A 15,941-nucleotide genomic window follows, 5' to 3' on the forward strand; every position below is an offset into this window, starting at 1 on the left:
TCGCCAGATGTATAACCACAAGACAAATTTTCTGCGGGCCCTCGCTCTGCTTATTCTTCTTCCAATGATGTCGGCAGCGTATGGCCAGGATGAAACCTGGCGGCTGAATCTTAAAGACGCGGATATACGTGCCTTTGTTACTCAGGTGGCAGATATTACCGGTTTCAGTTTTGTGGTGGACCCCCGGGTAAAAGGGAAGGTTACCGTGCTTTCCAGTGCCCCGATGAACAAGTTTGAGATTTATGATCTGTTCCTTGCGGTGCTGAATGTGCATGGTTTTACCGCTATTCCCGGCGAGCAGGTCATCAAGATTGTGCAACAGGTGGATGCCAAACAGTCTGCTGAAGAGCTAAGCCGTTTCCCTAGCGTTCCCTCTGAGCAGCTTATAACCCGGGTTATCCAGATTGATAACGCCAACGCCTTGGAGCTGGTGCCCATTCTTCGGCCTTTGGTGGCAAAGTATGGCCACCTTGCCGGTGTGGCCGCAGCCAATGCCCTGATTATCAGTGACCACGCTTCCAACATTAAGCGCATGGAGCAGATTGTTCGCGAGCTGGACAGCCCCTCCAAGTACGAAGTGGAGGTGATCAAGCTTAAGGAAGCTTGGGTGGGCGATATGGTGGTTCTGTTGCAAGAGCTGGCTCCGGATGAGTTAGGTCGCGGGGGTAACGACAATTCTGCGAGAAAATACAGTGTTACCGCCGATGAGCGTAGCAACCGCCTGATCCTTCGGGGCGATGAAACCTTCCGCGGTAAGATGCGCGGCCTGATCGTGCAACTGGATCAGCCCTCTGCCAGTGGCGGGGCGACCAAGGTTATCCGCCTAAAGCATGCGGATGCGAAGAGCCTTACTGAGCTTTTGACAGGCGTGATGGGTGAGCTGACTAAGGAAGGTGCCGGTGGCGGCGCCAGCAACAAGCCCCAGGGTAATTTCGCGGTGTTTGCAGATGAGGGGCTGAATGCCCTGGTGGTTCGTGGCGAGCCTTCTCTGATGCAGGAAGCCGAGGAAATTGTTGCCGCGCTGGATGTGCGCCGTGCGCAGGTATTGATTGAAGCCGCCATTGTAGAAATTAGCGATGAGCTGGGGCAGGATCTTGGCGCTCAGGTCGCCTTGGGTGATGAGTCTGGCTCTTCCACGCCAGTAATGGGAACAAACTTTGGTAACGTAGGTAAGAGCTTGGGCGATGTGCTTGGCGCAATACTCACGGAATCTGCCATTGCGCCAGCCATTGGGGGTATCACCGTAGGAGCCGGCCAGCGAAACGAAAATGGCATAAGCTGGGGCATTCTTTTGCAGGCGCTTTCTACTTCTGCAGCCGCCAACCTGCTGTCGACGCCGAGTCTCATCACCCTAGACAACCAGGAAGCGGAAATTATTGTAGGCCAGAACGTTCCGTTCCGCACCGGGCAGTCCAGCGTGGCGGGCGATGGATTGGCCAACCCGTTTACCACGATTGAGCGTCGGGATATTGGCCTGACCCTGAAGGTGACCCCAACCATCAGTGCGGATGGCTTGGTGAGGCTTGTGGTGGAGCAGACCACAGAGAGTGTGGCCGATAGTATTGAAGATGCTTCGGATATTGTGACGAATAAACGTGAAATCAAAACAACCGTGCTGGCGGATGATGGTGAAACCATTGTATTGGGTGGCCTTACCCGTGATGACTACATGGTAAACACGAGCAAGGTTCCGCTGCTGGGCGATATTCCCTATATTGGGCGCTTGTTTTCATCAGAGTCTGAGCGCCGGGTAAAGCGCAATTTGTTGGTATTTTTGCGTCCGAAGATCTTGCTGGATAAGGGTGACGCGGTTGCTGCAACAGCGGAGAAATTCAATAAACTCTGGAAGGTAAACTTGGATATCCGCGATAAGCTCGGCCTACCAGAACGAAGAGCTAACCCGGGCGTTGATGCGCTTTTCAGCCCGGGGGAGGGTGAGTTGGCCCAGTAAGCCAGCTTTCTACTCACACTACCTTCTTCACACCACCTTTTTCGGAAGTAAGTTGAGGCATTCCGCTTTCTGCTGCTCGTTCAAATCACTGATAAGTAGGGCGTAGCAGAGTTGAATGGCACCCGCCCGGGTATACAGCAAGCCACGAAAGGTTGACGGCAGGCGCTGCAATAGCTTAATAGCAAAATCTTCGCCTTCCGGGCTGATTGTTCCGACTCGCTCCGATAACTTTTGTGTGCTGGCAAAACCTGATGCAGCTGATGGTCAGCCCTCGCCCGCCGCTGTAAAACGACGAGCGAAGCAGAAAGCCGCCTATCTGGCCGATCATTAGAATGCCAGAAAGCAGGGCAATAAGGCGCACGAGAAGGCTGGTGTTGCGCCGGGCACTGGCCTGGCGCCTGGAAAAATCCTGGATGAGCCATGTTTCAGGGCCTTAAAAGGCCACTTTGGGCACTTGTCGGGCCTCTGGCGTCTCAAGTTCCAGTTGCGAGGTTTCTTTGAATGAGAGCATGCCAGCGATCACGTTGTTGGGGAATTGCTCGCGGTAGATGTTGTAGCTCATCACGCCATCGTTATAAGCCTGGCGGGCAAAGGAAACCCGGTTCTCTGTGCTCGAAAGCTCTTCCATCAGTTGCTGGATGGTTTCGTTGGCTTTCAGGTCGGGATAGTTTTCAGCCACCGCATAAAAATTAGCAAGGGCCTTGGTAAGTAGGTTCTCGGCGCCACTGAGGCGTTGAATCTTGGTGCCGTCTCCTGGGTCTTTGGCGGCATCTTTCTGGGCACTTACGGCGTTGTTCCGGGCTTCCATAACCTGGGTCAGCGTTGATTTCTCGTGCACAAGGTAGGCTTTTGCGGCTTCGACCAGGTTGGGAATAAGATCGTGCCGACGCTGGAGTTGCACATCAATCTGGGCAAAACCATTTTTGAACTGGTTGCGCAGAGACACCAGGCGGTTGTAGATAAAAACCGGATAGATTGCTGCGACAGCAATAATGATCAGGCCAATAATGGTGGTTCCCATGGCAACTCCTCACAGGTAATGAATCAGGCGTTATTTTCTATGATTTTTTGGTGGAATCCCTGAACAAACGTCTCAAAAACCGCAGGGCGCAGAGGTTTACTGAAGAAGTATCCCTGTGCCAGCTTGCAGCCGCGCTGGCTCAGGTAATATTCCTGTTCTGCCGTTTCCACACCTTCAGCAACGACGGTCAAGTTGAGGCTTCGGCCGAGATCGATAATGGTGTTGGTGATACGGGTGTCTTCCTCGTTAATGAGCAGATCCCGAATAAACTGCTTATCGATCTTCAGGTGCTGTACCGGCATTTTCTTGAGATAGGTAAGAGATGAGTAGCCGGTACCAAAGTCATCTACCGCAAGGCTGATGCCCGCCCGGTTCAGAGCGTGAAGTTTGGCGACTGCATCTGACAGGTTGGTCATAAAGCTGGTTTCTGTGACTTCCAGCTCTAGGCGGCCTGCGGGAATATCGTAGCGCTTCAGGGTGCCTAGGATGTCATCCACAATGCGATCTTGGCGTAACTGTACGGCAGACAAATTCACAGCGACGCGTAGGGGTAACCCCTTGTCTGCCCACAGCTTGGCTTGCAGGCAGGCCTGCTCCAGAACCCACTGGCCTATCTCAACGATGGACCCATTGTTCTCTGAAACTGGAATAAAGTAATCCGGCGGCACCAGCCCGCGCACTGGGTGTTCCCAACGGAGTAGGGCTTCTGCGCCTATTACCCGTTTCGTTTGAAGATCTATCTGGGGCTGGTAAACCAGGTGAAACTGGTCCATTGCCAGAGCTTGCGAAAGGTCTTTTTCGAGCTGTTTGCGGTCGCGGATTTCTTGGTCGATGCTTGCCACGTAAAATTGGAAATGATCCCGGCCCTTTTGTTTGGCCAGCATCATGGTCTGTTCCGCGCTCTGGAGTAGTCGATCTGGCTGGATGGCGTCGGAGGGGTATAGAGCAATACCCAGGGTTGCCGTCATGGAAACATTATGGCCTTCCACTCCCATGGTTTCACTGATTCTCGCCAGAATGGCTTCCGCGGTATCTGCCGCCTGAAAACCGTCTTTGAGCCCTTTCTCAACAATAACAAACTGATCACCGCCAAGGCGGGCTATGGTGAAACGTGAGCCGTTCAGGCAGCTCATAAGCCGGTCTGCGACGGTTTGTAAGGTGAGATCGCCAGTGCGAAAGCCGCATTGATCGTTAATGGATTTAAAGTCATCAATGCCGCAAACAATGACGGATAAAAGAGTGTGGTTGCGCTTAGATTCTTCAATATCCGCCTGCAGCATGTCCATAAAACTGTCCCGGCTGAGCAGCCCGGTAAGCTGGTCGTAGCGGGCGAGCCGGCTCACTCTGTCTTCCGCTTCACGTTGGCGTTCTTGGCTTTTTCCAATGGCAATAAGCAGAGTATTCGTGGCTTTAACCCAGTGCCCAAGTTCGTCCTTTTCATGACCAGATGGCGTGGCAATCAAGCGGTCATCCGGGTGCGCAGGGTCCACCTGTTTCACGGAATTTACAATGCGCAAAAGTGGACGGGTAAGCAGCATGTAAAAAACGAAGTACAGCACCATTCCCAAGATCACAGCCGTAGCAATGACGGAGGTGAATGTGACGATGGCACGACCCAGCCAAATGTTGGCAGCCGGCGCGGTATCGTAGTGAACAACAAAGTAGCCGTATACGGTGTCTGAATTGCCGTTGCGCATCAGTTCGGTGCGGAATTGGCGCTCGGCACCAAACATCCAGTTAATCAACGGGCGGAATACGCTTTCGGTCAAAGGCCGCTCTCGGGAGCTCAAGGGCTCGCCGTTGGCGTGAAGAATCTGGGCTAGGCGTACTGCTTCCCGAGCAAAAAGGCCGTCGACGACTTGATTTGCCAAGTCGGCGTCGATGCTGAACACAGCTTGCGTGGACGCATCTTTAACCATGGCGATGGTCTGGCTGGCCTGGTTGTCCAGGTCAGTCGAAACGCGTTGTGCATCGAGTACTACCTGTATGGCACTGACAATCACACCGCTGATCAGTGCGACGGCAAGTATCCACCGAAGGATGCGGTAGTCAAGGCGGTTTTCTACCTTAAAAGATTTGTGCATTCAGACCTGTCTTTAGCCTGTTCGTCAGGCGCCCATATTCTTGTAGAACACATTGCCGACAACGCGGATTATGGTTCACGTTAAACTACTGTGTAGGGAGAGTATCGGCGATTTTTTTAAATACTTCAGGGTACTGTCGTTTCAATTTGTAAATTTAGTGAATGGTCATATAAAAAACGCCCACTAGTAGCCAAGCCATTTACCTTAAGTGTGGCTGAGGTTACTGACAAAACCGCTAGAAGCGCCTATACTACTGTATATACAGGGCGCTGTTGTGCTTACCTGTTGGTGGTCTACACTTACTCCATACCTGAATGTATTTGGAGGCTACCGTGCAGCACGATGATTTCAACGACCTTCTACGCCGCGTTCCTGACTTCACCACCCCACAGCTGAAAAAGCTACGGCATCATATTGAAAAACGCGTCAAACTGGATGCTGTTTACGAGACGCTGACGGCCAGTGAAGAGGCGGTTACCCAGTGCCCTTATTGTCAGTCCAAGATGTTTATTCGCTGGGGATCATCCGGGAATGAGCGCCAGCGCTACCGCTGTAAACATTGCGCAAAGACCTTCAACGCGCTGGTGGGTAGCCCGCTGTACCGCATGCGTAAAGAAGAGCTCTGGCTAGAGTATGTGGAAACGATGCGCTATGGCCTATCCCTACGCAAAGCGGCCAAGGTGACCGGTGTCAGCCTACGCACGGCCTTTCGCTGGCGTCATGCCTTTCTAAGCAGTCCCAGAGATCATAAGGCTACGTCGTTGTCCGGCATCATCGAGGCCGACGAGACATTCCTGCCGGAGTCCTTCAAGGGAAAAAAGACGATGCCTCGGCCAGCCCGTAAACGTGGGGGCGGTAAGGTGACTCAGGTGCCCATCGCATTGGCGCTGGATCGCTCCGGACACATTACCCACCATGTTCTAGAGCACGACACTAAGGAGGAAATTATCGCAGCCTTGGCCCCAGTGATCCGCGAGAACTCCGTCTTGTGCACAGATGGCAACCTTTCCTATGTAGAAATGGTGAAGACGTTTGACCATCTTGAGCATAAGCGATTGATTGCGAAGGATAACAGCCGGGTTGTTGAGGGTGTTTACCACATCCAGACCCTGAACAATTTTACCCAACGCTGGAAGGGTTGGCTTAAGCGCTTCCACGGTGTCGGAACGGCCCGCGTGGACAATTACCTGGCGTGGTTCCGCTTTATGGACGAAAGGGAGGAGTTTCAAGATATTGTTTGGGTTCGGGAGGCGATTCCCAGTTTGGAATGGCCTACCAACAGGTAAGCACAACAGCGCCATATACAGACAGTATAGGCGCTTCTTTTTATGGGAAAGAAATCTTTCCAGAATAAACCGCCCCGCATTCCCTTCCCGTTCGAAGGTATTCAAGTCAATGGATGTCGAAATCCGACGTGTGAGAATTTTTTAACGCTTAGTCCGATCAAAAATATTGATGGATGTGAAGGGGGTATTCCTGAAGCCTTCCAGAGAGGCGGCGGATCCTATCGTCTATCTGGAAGGGGTAAAGCCAAGGCATCTCTGATTTGTGAGATTTGCTCCAAGAAAAAAGCTCTGGGTGAAGATGTTAATGCTGTATCAACCGCTCTAAAGAGTAATCAGGCTGTCCACGAAGAGCTTAGTAGGATATCGAGCCACCTAGATCCAAAATCAATTATCTGCCCAAACTCAAAATGCTCAAGCAATATGGATAAAAAGCCTATTTCCGTCAAAAAGAATGGCAAAACGACTAGCGGAAACCAAAGGTATATTTGCCTCCACTGTCGGAAGAGTTTTTGTGGTAAACCGAAGGCTCGCAAGCACTCCAAGCCTCATTTAAACAGGTTACTATTCAAGCTCCTGGTCAACAAACAACCGATCAACCGTATTGCTGATGTTTTGGATATTTCAGAAAAAACGGTTTACGACAAAATCAGATTTATTCATCGCCAGTGTTTATCGTTTGTTTCTGAGCGAGAGAGAAGACTTGAGAGCAGAGTTTTGAGCGATTTTATCTTTCAACAGACCGTCAAGTTCTGATGACCAACTGGACTCAACGAGGTGACAAAAGGAATTGCGACCTCTACGGAATTGCCACGGCATGCTTGAACTCAGGCTACGTTTTCGCTTTCAACTTTAATTACGATGGCTCTGTGGACTCCAGTTTGGCAGAGCGGGACTCAGTTGATAGTGGTGATCACGAAAGACCAAAACACCACCGAAAACACGCTAGAGTCTGGTTGAGCGAGGAGTTCAATGACGCTGTAAAGAATCGCTTACCTAGAGAGAAGTTACCATATGCCGGAAATCTTAGAGATGAAATTCAGATCAGAGCTCTGATCGAAAAAAGCTCTAATGTTCCCGATTCGTCGGAGAACATCGATCAAACAAAAAGTCTTCCTAATCGCGGTGCCTTGGTTCATAACGAATACACCATGCTGGCTCACTTCTTTTTACTGAAACGGTTTTTCAGGAGCACAGGGAAAACTCGCTTCTTTCTGGATCTGGATAGCGGGATGAAGACGGCCTATATTTCTGCGTTTCGTGAGGAAATTGGAGAAGGCCGATCCGATGGGTTCTTAGTTAGGGCTTCGAAAAATAAAACAAATGATGAGAAAGAAAAGCTGGTAGCAAATTTCAAACGCATGGTTTCCAAAATGTCAGGAACCCCAGTCAAACAGCTGACCTTCAAAATCCTAATGGATGTAACTAACGGAATTATCGCGGAGCGTTTAAAGAAACCCATTAAGGTTCCGAACTCGCCTGAGTTTTGGATTGAGCATCCATGGGTGTCCAAGGCAGAGCCGGAGAAAATGGTGGCTGCGGTGACGAATGTGTCTAGGTACGACATTCTGCACCAGGCCAACCTCTACCGCATGGTGACCCTAGCTCCAGTAGATCGCTTTTTTATGAATATCCGCAGGATGTCTATGTACTTTGAAAGGCCATTCCAGTCAGGCACCGGGATGGGGCGTATCTGGCACGGATACTCTGCATATAACCCTGAGATGTACACCATAGTGGGTGACATATTCAGGATTCATTACAACTACTGCACAAGATCAAAGAAAAAGGACACACCCGCCATGAAACTGGGGCTTGCAAAAGCCCCAGTCACTGTCGAGAAAATCATTTATTACAATCGATATGCTGGATAGAGTTGACCGGCTAATTCAAGCCAAAAGCTCAGGCTTTTTTCGTTGGGAAGCAGGGATGCCAAAACGTCTGCGTTCAGAAATTTTGAATGAAAAAAAGCCAGTGATTTTTGGTCACTGGCTTTTCTTACTTGGCTTGCCCAAGCTCAGCCACACTTAAGGTAAATGGCTTGACTAGTAGCGGGCGTTTCTATTCAGCCGTTGCCGGCTGCATCTGGAAAACCGGTTTGCCGAATTAGGCCAGGTTTTCGTTCACAAAATCCCAGTTTACTAGGTTCCAGAACGCTTCCAGATACTTCGGGCGGGAGTTGCGGTAATCGATATAGTACGCGTGCTCCCACACATCCACGGTCAGCACTGGCTTGTCAGCGCCGGTCAGCGGTGTTTCTGCATTGCTGGTGCTAGCAATGGCAACGCTGCCGTCTGCTTTTTTAACCAGCCAAGTCCAGCCTGAACCGAAGTTGTTGGCCGCCTTGTCGTTGAACTCTTTCTTGAAGTCATCGAATGAACCGAAAGCTTTTTCGATAGCTTCTTTAGCTGCACCTGTGGGCTCGCCGCCGCCGTTCGGGCTCAGGCAATTCCAGTAGAAGGTGTGGTTCCATACCTGGGCTGCGTTGTTGAACAACGGGCCACTGGCGCTTTTGATGATGTCTTCGAGCGACTTGCTGGCGTTATCGGTACCTTCAACCAGGCCGTTCAGCTTGGTGACGTAAGTATTGTGGTGCTTACCGTAATGGTACTCGAGGGTTTCAGCAGAAATATGTGGTTCCAGTGCGTTCTTTTCGTAAGGCAGTGCTGGAAGTTCAAATGCCATGAGGTCGTCTCCCTGTTTCTCTTAGTTATAATTTAATGTCACTACTCTAATATAGGGTCGATTTGAGCGATATCAACCCCGTAACGCAATTCAGCCCTTGCTGTCAGCGTCTAGCGAGCTACTGAACTGAGGGCTGCCGGGCAAAAACTGCACGCAAGTTCGCACGCGCCACACCAGTTCGGCGTAACTGTCTGCTAGAACGTTTACGTGGCCAAGCTTGCGGCCAGGTCGTTCGCCTTTATTATAGAGGTGTACATGAGCGTAAGGGAGTTCCAGCAGGCGTTCAACATCTCCATGCTCTGCGATGATGTTAATCATACAGCTCACGCCGCGCGGCTCAACACTACCCAGTGAGTGCCCACTCACCGCCCGAATGTGGTTCTCAAACTGGCTCGTCATCGCGCCTTCGATAGTCCAGTGCCCTGAGTTATGAACCCGCGGAGCCATCTCATTTGCGATCAAGCCGGTGGCCGTTTCAAACAGTTCGAGCGCAAGTACGCCTACGTATTCCAACTCGTTTAGCAGAGTTTTGGTGTAGTGCTCTGCATCTTCTTGAACGTGCTTTTCCAATTTCGGCGCCGGGGCAATGGAGTAGCGCAGAATGCCCTCGTGGTGAACGTTCTCTGAAATGGGATAAAAGGCCATTTGGCCATCTTCGGCGCGCACGGCAATGATGGATACTTCACGGCTGAACTCTATAAATTTCTCGACCATCAGCTGAGGATGGCCGATGGATTCCCAGGCGGCTTCTGCATCTTCTGGGCTCTTCAGTATGGCCTGGCCTTTGCCGTCGTAGCCTTCGGTATTGGATTTTGCCACGACTGGGCAGCCCAGGCTTTGCGCTGCTTCTTTGAGGGATTCGGCGCTGTCTGCGATTTTCCACTGTGGCGTGGGGATGCCAAGTTCACCGAACAGTGTTTTTTCGGCTTCGCGGTTTTGACAAATCTTTAGCGCGCGAGGGCAGGGGTGAACGGGCTTTTCTTTCGCCAGTCTTTCGGCAACGCTTACAGGGAGGTGCTCAAACTCGTAGGTTACGCGATCTACCCGTGACAAAAAGTCGTCTAGGTATTTGCCTTCGCGATCAATGATGACTTCTCCCAGTCCAGCGCTGGGGCTGCCTGACATGTCATAGAAAACAAAGGTCTTGGCCAGCGGATATCCGGCAAGGGCGAGCATTCTTCCCAGTTGGCCGGCACCTAATACACCAATTCTCATGTGTGCTCTCTTGGATCTGGGTTGTCTAGGATCGTTTGGGTTTGTGTTGCCCGGAACTCATCAATAGCTTTACGGACATCTGCATCGGCGGTGCCAATAATCTGTGCGGCCAGCAGGCCAGCGTTTGTGGCACCGGCGTTGCCGATAGCCAGGGTACCTACAGCAACACCGCCGGGCATTTGGGCGATAGAGAGTAACGAATCAAGGCCGCTCAGGGCTTTGGATTGTACGGGTACGCCCAGTACCGGCAGGGATGTCTGGGAAGCGACCATGCCAGGTAGGTGTGCTGCGCCGCCGGCGCCTGCGATGATGACTTTTAGACCGCGGTCGGAGGCGCTTTTGGCGTAGTCAAAAAGCAGGTCCGGGGTGCGGTGGGCTGAGACGACTTTGGTTTCGTAGGCGACGCCGAGTTTGTCGAGCATGTTGGCGGCGTGTTCCATGGTGGGCCAGTCGGATTTTGAGCCCATGATAAGTCCTACAAGCGGCTGCATACGCAACTGTCCTGTGATAATTGGAAAGCCGGACATTGTATGTTTTGGCTATCTACCATGCAAGGAAGGCGGCCTCGTCATTTCAACCTACGAACAAGTGCATGTATTATCGATGGCAATTAATTGAACCGTCCATATTCAGGAGCTGTAATGGAACCCATCCGTCCAGATGACGATGAGCTAAGAGCCGAACGGCCTGTTGGTGCGCCAGATATGAAGGCGCCAGCGCAGAAGAAACCTAAGTCGGCAGCTGAGGGTGCGGGTGGTAAGCCGAAGCCACCGAAGGCGGCCAAGGGCGGTAGGAATGACAACGGTGGGGGTAGTGGTCGGTCGAGCTTGGCGGTTCTGTGGTTGTTGGTTATTGCTGTGGCTGTGGCTTTAGTGGCGGGGTGGTATTCGCAGAATCAGCGGATTCAGGTGCTTGAAGGGCAGTTGGAGGATGCGGATTACGGGGCGCGGCAGAGTAAGTTGGCGATGGCGCGGTTTGAGGGGGATCTTTCGGAAACGGGGGAGAGTCTGCAGCAGAGTCGTGCGTCGCTGGCTGAGCAGGTTGAAGCCCAGAAGAAGCAGCTTGATGCGGCGGATAGTGAGATTCGTAAGCTTTGGGTGATCGCAAACGAGCGTAACAAAAAGCAGCTGAATGATCAGCAGGAGCGCATTGCGGCTGCAGAGGCGGGGCTTGCGGAAGGTAAGAAGGCATTGGCGGATGTGGGTTCCACGGTCGAGAAGGTTCGGACGTCTTTAGGTAGCGACATTGCGGCGGTGAAGAAGCAGACGGAAACCTCGGTTGCGGCCTTGGAAGATTCTAACCGCCAGTCGGCGGAGCAGCTGACCAAGTTAAGTAAGCAGTTGGCGGATGTGGACCAGGTGGTTGAGCGGCGAGTGCGTCGTTTTGAGCAGGAGCAGAAGCTTGGAATCAGTGGCATAGAAGGGCGTTTGTCTGCTCTTGAGAAAAAGCTGTCTGGCAGCAATGGAGATAAAGAGCTCAAGAATGAGCTGGCGGCACTGAAGCGGAATGTTCAGGCTATTGATTCGTCTCGTGCTCAGGTTACGTCGCGCCTTGTGCGTTTGTCGGAAGAGGTTAATCAGCTTCGCAGCCAGGTGTCTGGTCAGTAGCTGATCTGAAGTTAATGCGGGCGCCGTTGCACGGAAGCGGGCGCTCGGTTCTGTAACGGTTTGTTATCCATCCCTTGCGGTAGCTCTCATTTATACGGTTTGGCAGTTGCTATGATCAGGCAACTCACCAAAGGATGAAGAGTTAACAACAATGAAAACCCCAGTGTCTTTTTTTGAGCCCTTCAAGCTGCGCTCGTTTTGTTTCCGTGTACTGTTAGTCGTGTCGTTGGTGTCCGCATCTGGTTGCACGGTTTATCAGTCTATTGGTAAAAGTGTCGGGTCGTTTCTGCACCCGGTTTCTGGCCACGACTTTGTACACATTGATAACGACAGCTGGGATCGCAAGCATGCGGTTCTGTATTTTTATCGCACCCACTCTCAGTGGGCCGCCGATGAGATTGAAGCGCCCAGTGTTTATATCGATGACGCCCACTATTTCAATATCCGCAACGACAGCTTCACCTGGCTTGTGGTGAGCCCCGGAGAGCGTCATATCGCCATGCGCCGGCCGCTGCTTGGTCTTGAGGGTTTGAACTCGTTCAGTTTAAGCCTGATTGCCGATGCCACCTTCAATGTTGAACCTGGCCGTATTTATTATCTGAGGTATAACGAGCTAACCGAACCGACCCAGGCCAATCCGGAGCTAGATCCCGAGCACCCCCTCGCTCAGGGTGATTTGCAACTGGTCACGCGTGATTACGCCATGCAGGGGCAGGAGATAGTTTCAACCCGCTTCCTGAACAGCGATTTGCTGGCCCCGAACCATGCCGCGGTTTCCATTGTCGAGTCCAATGAGGACGCGGATTACGAGCGGCGTATGGCGCTTCTGGAAGAAGAGCGCGAGGTGGAAATTGAAAGGCTTGAGCGCGAAGGGCAGTACGAATCAGCCTCTTGGTACTGGCCTTTTGGTGGCGGCTCTAAGGTTCCGCTTGCGACAGACCAAAAAATGGAACAGCTGGAGCAGGAATATGCGGAGCTGGAGTTAGAGCGCGAGCGCCGTGAAGCGGCAGAATCGGATGGTTGGTGGTTTTTTTAGAGTTTCCGGAAAAAGATTTGACACCGCCGGGCAAATGCTTAAAATGCGCCTCTCACTTGATTGAGCAATGAGGTCTGTTCGCAGGCAGTATTAGCATTTTCAAGTGAGTACCTTTGAAAGGTGACAAAGTGGGTGGTTAGCTCAGCTGGGAGAGCATCGCCCTTACAAGGCGAGGGTCACTGGTTCGATCCCAGTACCACCCACCACTTTCTTTCAAGGTACGCATCGAGCACTTGAGTTCGGTGCACGATTCAGGCTTAATGCCGGATCGATGCGGAGCGGTAGTTCAGTTGGTTAGAATACCGGCCTGTCACGCCGGGGGTCGCGGGTTCGAGTCCCGTCCGCTCCGCCACTTTTATTATTGTTATATTGTTCCCGGGTGGTTAGCTCAGCTGGGAGAGCATCGCCCTTACAAGGCGAGGGTCACTGGTTCGATCCCAGTACCACCCACCAGATTCCGAAAAAGGGCAAGTCCATTGGACTTGCCCTTTTTTTTGGTTCATTGCACAGGCGTGAACGGTTATTGGGACGCAGGTGGAAGCGGGTCTTTTAGTAAGCGACGAAGCAGCTTACCGGTCCCGCTGGCGGGCAGCGAGTCACGGAACTCGACGTGCCTCGGATATTTGTAAGCCGCCATATTGTCCTTCGCCCAGTCGATAATGTCCTGCTCACTGAGCTTGCCTTGATAATCGGGCTTGAGCACCACAAAGAGTTTGACGCTTTCGCCTCGCTTTTCATCCGGTACAGCCACGGCGGCGGACTGCGCAACGGCGGGATGATTCAGCATCAGAGCTTCCACGTCTTCGGGGAAAACGCTGTAACCGGAGCACTTGATCATTTCCTTGATGCGCCCCGTGAAGAAAAGATAGCCGTCTTCATCGAAATACCCTACGTCACCGGTATATACCCATCCTTTTTGAAGTGTTTCGCTCGTGGCCTCTGGTCGCTGCCAGTAGCCCGTGAAAACAAAGGCGTTACCCACCAGGATTTCCCCGGATTCTCCCGCAGGTTGCTCTTCGCCAGTGCTTAAGCTGACTATCCGGATGTCGTTGCCAGGCATGGGTTTGCCACAGCTACCCCACCGAATCGCACCCTGTGGCATGTAGGTATCCATAGTGTGGGTTTCGCTGAGGCCGTAGGAGGCTTCATGCATCTGGCAACCGGTGAGAGATTTCCATTCATCCGCCAAGCCTTGTGTGACAGGAATGCCAAAACTGGTCGAAGGGTTGAAGCGCAGTGATGTCAGGTTTCGCGACTGGATGCCGGGCAGGCTCAGGATGGCCCTGTTCATAGGTGCAATGCTGTACCACATGTCTACCTTGTACTTTTCTATGGCTTGGACAGTGGCTTCCAAATCGAAGCGGGACAAGATTATGGTTGTCCAGCGGCCATAAACGCCGGCGTAAACCCCAAGGCACATACCGGCAATATGGCAGAAAGGCGCAATGGCCAATGATGTGGTGGCTTCATCCAAACCGTTAGCCTGAAACAGAGCAGCGGTCTTGAAGGTTGCAGCCCCCACCGGCAGCATGGCGCCCTTGGGGCGACCGGTGGTGCCAGATGTAAACGTCATCAGCGCGATGTCGTTTTCGAAGTCTACTGGCTCGGGTTTGTCGATTGGCTGGGACTGCTGAATAGCACCCACCAGATCCGTAGTGTTCTCAGGAGTCCCTTGTGTCTGGGCCAACTCTTCTGGAACTGGCAGGGTAGGGTTTTGGGGTAAATAATCCATATAGCGGGTTGTTATCACCAAATCCAGCTTCCCGAGTTTGTCCCGTACGGTTTCGAGCATGGGGTAAAGATCGTTGCTACAAATTACCGCCTTGGCTTCAGCACTATCTAGTTGATATTCCAGTTCGGCGGTCTTGTATTGAGGGTTAAGTGGCGTGATCACTGCACCCAGCATTTGGATAGCATAGTGGGCAATGATGTACTGCGGGCAATTTTGCAGGTAAATCCCCACGTGATCACCCTTGCCAACGCCTTTGGCCCGCAGAAAGGCAGCAAGCCTCCGGGTTGAGTCTGCAACTTCTTGCCAGCTGATCTCGCGTCCGTAGAAAACGTACGCAATTTGATGCGGCGCCTCGGCGGCGTTGAGCAATAGGTAATCGTGCATCGGTTTGGGGCCGCGGCGATAGGCCACTTGTTTTGCCGCTTCAGAAAACTGCGCATTAGAAAGACTCATTCTCGCACTCCTTGTTTTTGTGATTTGATTGAGAAGACTGCAGGCCCTTCTTGGCCGGGCTCGGCTCTTATTTGGCGGGAGCTCCATAGGCAGCCTTGAGGGTTCGCTTTGCGGCTTCGTAGTGGTTTTGCAGTCGCGTGATTCCGGAGAACTGGGTAATCGGTGAGCCGAAATACCACAGAGGTGTGATCATCAAAACGACATCCTCAACAGGTGTATCCGCTCGAAGTTCACCGGTGCCAACAGCCAGCTGCACCGCGTGCGCCACGCATTTCTCGAAGTACTCTGACATCTCGGAGATTCCCTCAGCCACTTCCGCATCCATGGCGCTGAAGTCCAGGCGGGCTCGGGATGAAAGGCTCCAGGGGGTGCGTTCAGTTTCGGGCTGATTGAATTTCTCAAAGCGTGCTTTGGCATCTTCGAATAACAAGTCGATACGTGCCCCGAGTGACAGGCTAGGTACTAGCCAAATGTCCGCAAGGCCCGCCCGTACCTCCTGAAAGGTTACCGCGAACACCTCTTTTATCAGTTCAGCTTTGTTGCCGAAGTGGTAGTGGAGATTTGCTCTGGTAGACCCTACTTCTTTGGCTATGTCACCGTAACTTACGGCATCAATTCCCCGCATAATGAAGAGTCGCCGAGACACCTCGAGTAATCGAGCCCGGGCATGTCCGGGCTTTCGCTGAGCTGGGCTTGGTGATGCTGAAGCCGGTGTCATGAGCTCTCCTGTAAGCATTGCTATTGAGTTCTTATCATTGCAACTTGCTTACTTACTTGCAAGTCAGTTGGTTTTGTACAAAGCTTACTGACATACAAGTAAGTGTGAAGCTTGATCGACAACAACGACAACAACGACAACAACGACAAATAGACA

The 15,941-nt window shown here is 52.2% G+C and carries 13 protein-coding genes and 3 tRNA genes; 9 read left to right on the forward strand and 7 right to left on the reverse strand.

The features are described from left to right. Positions 1-7: 7 nt before the first annotated feature. A complete protein-coding gene (gene gspD / locus CPH80_RS01065; protein WP_096275215.1) occupies positions 8-1,951 on the forward strand; it encodes a type II secretion system secretin GspD in 1,944 nt (647 codons plus the stop codon). Positions 1,952-2,384: 433 nt separating this feature from the next. On the opposite strand, the gene CPH80_RS01070 is transcribed toward gspD, so the two are convergent. Both CPH80_RS01070 and CPH80_RS01075 read right to left on the reverse strand, forming a co-directional pair. Next, complete coding sequence (locus tag CPH80_RS01070; RefSeq protein WP_096275216.1) at positions 2,385-2,972, reverse strand: LemA family protein; 588 nt, start codon at positions 2,970-2,972, stop codon at positions 2,385-2,387. A gap of 23 nt (positions 2,973-2,995) precedes the next feature. Beyond that, positions 2,996-5,056 carry a putative bifunctional diguanylate cyclase/phosphodiesterase gene (locus CPH80_RS01075; RefSeq protein ID WP_096275217.1) on the reverse strand — a complete coding sequence of 687 codons (2,061 nt, stop codon included), beginning with the start codon at positions 5,054-5,056 and terminating at the stop codon, positions 2,996-2,998. A gap of 314 nt (positions 5,057-5,370) precedes the next feature. Here CPH80_RS01075 and CPH80_RS01080 point away from each other — a divergent pair, with 314 nt between their 5' ends. The 3 genes from CPH80_RS01080 to CPH80_RS01090 all read left to right on the forward strand — a co-directional run bounded on the left by CPH80_RS01080 (position 5,371) and on the right by CPH80_RS01090 (position 8,213). Beyond that, a complete protein-coding gene (locus CPH80_RS01080) occupies positions 5,371-6,342 on the forward strand; it encodes an IS1595 family transposase (RefSeq protein ID WP_096275218.1) in 972 nt (323 codons plus the stop codon). 42 nt (positions 6,343-6,384) lie between these two features. After that, positions 6,385-7,095, forward strand: coding sequence for a hypothetical protein (locus CPH80_RS01085; RefSeq protein ID WP_096275219.1), 711 nt, complete (start codon positions 6,385-6,387; stop codon positions 7,093-7,095). Between the two features lie 200 nt (positions 7,096-7,295). Beyond that, positions 7,296-8,213 carry a hypothetical protein gene (locus tag CPH80_RS01090; RefSeq protein ID WP_172898574.1) on the forward strand — a complete coding sequence of 306 codons (918 nt, stop codon included), beginning with the start codon at positions 7,296-7,298 and terminating at the stop codon, positions 8,211-8,213. A 232-nt stretch (positions 8,214-8,445) separates the two neighbouring features. On the opposite strand, the gene sodB is transcribed toward CPH80_RS01090, so the two are convergent. From sodB to purE, 3 genes are all read right to left on the reverse strand, one after another. Further along, positions 8,446-9,024: a superoxide dismutase [Fe] gene (sodB, locus tag CPH80_RS01095; RefSeq protein WP_096275221.1), complete on the reverse strand. Its 579-nt coding sequence runs from the start codon at positions 9,022-9,024 to the stop codon at positions 8,446-8,448. 90 nt (positions 9,025-9,114) lie between these two features. Beyond that, positions 9,115-10,239, reverse strand: coding sequence for a 5-(carboxyamino)imidazole ribonucleotide synthase (locus CPH80_RS01100; protein WP_096275222.1), 1,125 nt, complete (start codon positions 10,237-10,239; stop codon positions 9,115-9,117). Continuing rightward, entirely contained in the window at positions 10,236-10,730 is a 495-nt protein-coding gene (gene purE, locus CPH80_RS01105; protein ID WP_096275223.1) for a 5-(carboxyamino)imidazole ribonucleotide mutase, read from the reverse strand. Before purE ends, CPH80_RS01100 begins: the two co-directional genes overlap by 4 nt. A gap of 150 nt (positions 10,731-10,880) precedes the next feature. Here purE and CPH80_RS01110 point away from each other — a divergent pair, with 150 nt between their 5' ends. From CPH80_RS01110 to CPH80_RS01130, 5 genes are all read left to right on the forward strand, one after another. Next, complete coding sequence (locus CPH80_RS01110; RefSeq protein WP_096275224.1) at positions 10,881-11,846, forward strand: hypothetical protein; 966 nt, start codon at positions 10,881-10,883, stop codon at positions 11,844-11,846. A 151-nt stretch (positions 11,847-11,997) separates the two neighbouring features. After that, positions 11,998-12,882: a DUF2846 domain-containing protein gene (locus CPH80_RS01115; RefSeq protein WP_096275225.1), complete on the forward strand. Its 885-nt coding sequence runs from the start codon at positions 11,998-12,000 to the stop codon at positions 12,880-12,882. Positions 12,883-13,012: 130 nt separating this feature from the next. Then, positions 13,013-13,088, forward strand: a tRNA-Val gene (locus CPH80_RS01120). A gap of 69 nt (positions 13,089-13,157) precedes the next feature. Beyond that, positions 13,158-13,234, forward strand: a tRNA-Asp gene (locus tag CPH80_RS01125). Between the two features lie 25 nt (positions 13,235-13,259). Next, positions 13,260-13,335 (forward strand) — tRNA-Val (locus CPH80_RS01130). A 67-nt stretch (positions 13,336-13,402) separates the two neighbouring features. Here the strand turns inward: CPH80_RS01130 and CPH80_RS01135 are convergent. Continuing rightward, positions 13,403-15,067 (reverse strand): AMP-binding protein, encoded by a 1,665-nt coding sequence (locus tag CPH80_RS01135; RefSeq protein WP_096275226.1) that lies wholly within the window; start codon positions 15,065-15,067, stop codon positions 13,403-13,405. Between the two features lie 67 nt (positions 15,068-15,134). Continuing rightward, the gene (locus CPH80_RS01140; protein WP_157746830.1) at positions 15,135-15,785 is read right to left on the reverse strand and encodes a TetR/AcrR family transcriptional regulator; all 651 of its coding nucleotides are present in this window, start codon (positions 15,783-15,785) and stop codon (positions 15,135-15,137) included. Between the last annotated feature and the right edge of the window lie 156 nt (positions 15,786-15,941).

Origin of the sequence: Marinobacter sp. LV10R510-11A (assembly GCF_900215155.1) — a bacterium.
In the GTDB taxonomy this organism is placed as follows: domain Bacteria; phylum Pseudomonadota; class Gammaproteobacteria; order Pseudomonadales; family Oleiphilaceae; genus Marinobacter.

Excerpts from the sequence above, each read along its gene's own strand:
- purE (WP_096275223.1), bottom strand. The coding sequence starts at position 10,730 with ATGCAGCCGCTTGTAGGACTTATCATGGGCTCAAAATCCGACTGGCCC.
- CPH80_RS01110 (WP_096275224.1), top strand. The coding sequence starts at position 10,881 with ATGGAACCCATCCGTCCAGATGACGATGAGCTAAGAGCCGAACGGCCT.
- CPH80_RS01070 (WP_096275216.1), bottom strand. The coding sequence starts at position 2,972 with ATGGGAACCACCATTATTGGCCTGATCATTATTGCTGTCGCAGCAATC.
- sodB (WP_096275221.1), bottom strand. The coding sequence starts at position 9,024 with ATGGCATTTGAACTTCCAGCACTGCCTTACGAAAAGAACGCACTGGAA.
- CPH80_RS01140 (WP_157746830.1), bottom strand. The coding sequence starts at position 15,785 with ATGACACCGGCTTCAGCATCACCAAGCCCAGCTCAGCGAAAGCCCGGA.
- CPH80_RS01085 (WP_096275219.1), top strand. The coding sequence starts at position 6,385 with ATGGGAAAGAAATCTTTCCAGAATAAACCGCCCCGCATTCCCTTCCCG.
- CPH80_RS01115 (WP_096275225.1), top strand. The coding sequence starts at position 11,998 with ATGAAAACCCCAGTGTCTTTTTTTGAGCCCTTCAAGCTGCGCTCGTTT.
- CPH80_RS01100 (WP_096275222.1), bottom strand. The coding sequence starts at position 10,239 with ATGAGAATTGGTGTATTAGGTGCCGGCCAACTGGGAAGAATGCTCGCC.
- CPH80_RS01075 (WP_096275217.1), bottom strand. The coding sequence starts at position 5,056 with ATGCACAAATCTTTTAAGGTAGAAAACCGCCTTGACTACCGCATCCTT.
- gspD (WP_096275215.1), top strand. The coding sequence starts at position 8 with ATGTATAACCACAAGACAAATTTTCTGCGGGCCCTCGCTCTGCTTATT.
- CPH80_RS01135 (WP_096275226.1), bottom strand. The coding sequence starts at position 15,067 with ATGAGTCTTTCTAATGCGCAGTTTTCTGAAGCGGCAAAACAAGTGGCC.
- CPH80_RS01080 (WP_096275218.1), top strand. The coding sequence starts at position 5,371 with ATGTATTTGGAGGCTACCGTGCAGCACGATGATTTCAACGACCTTCTA.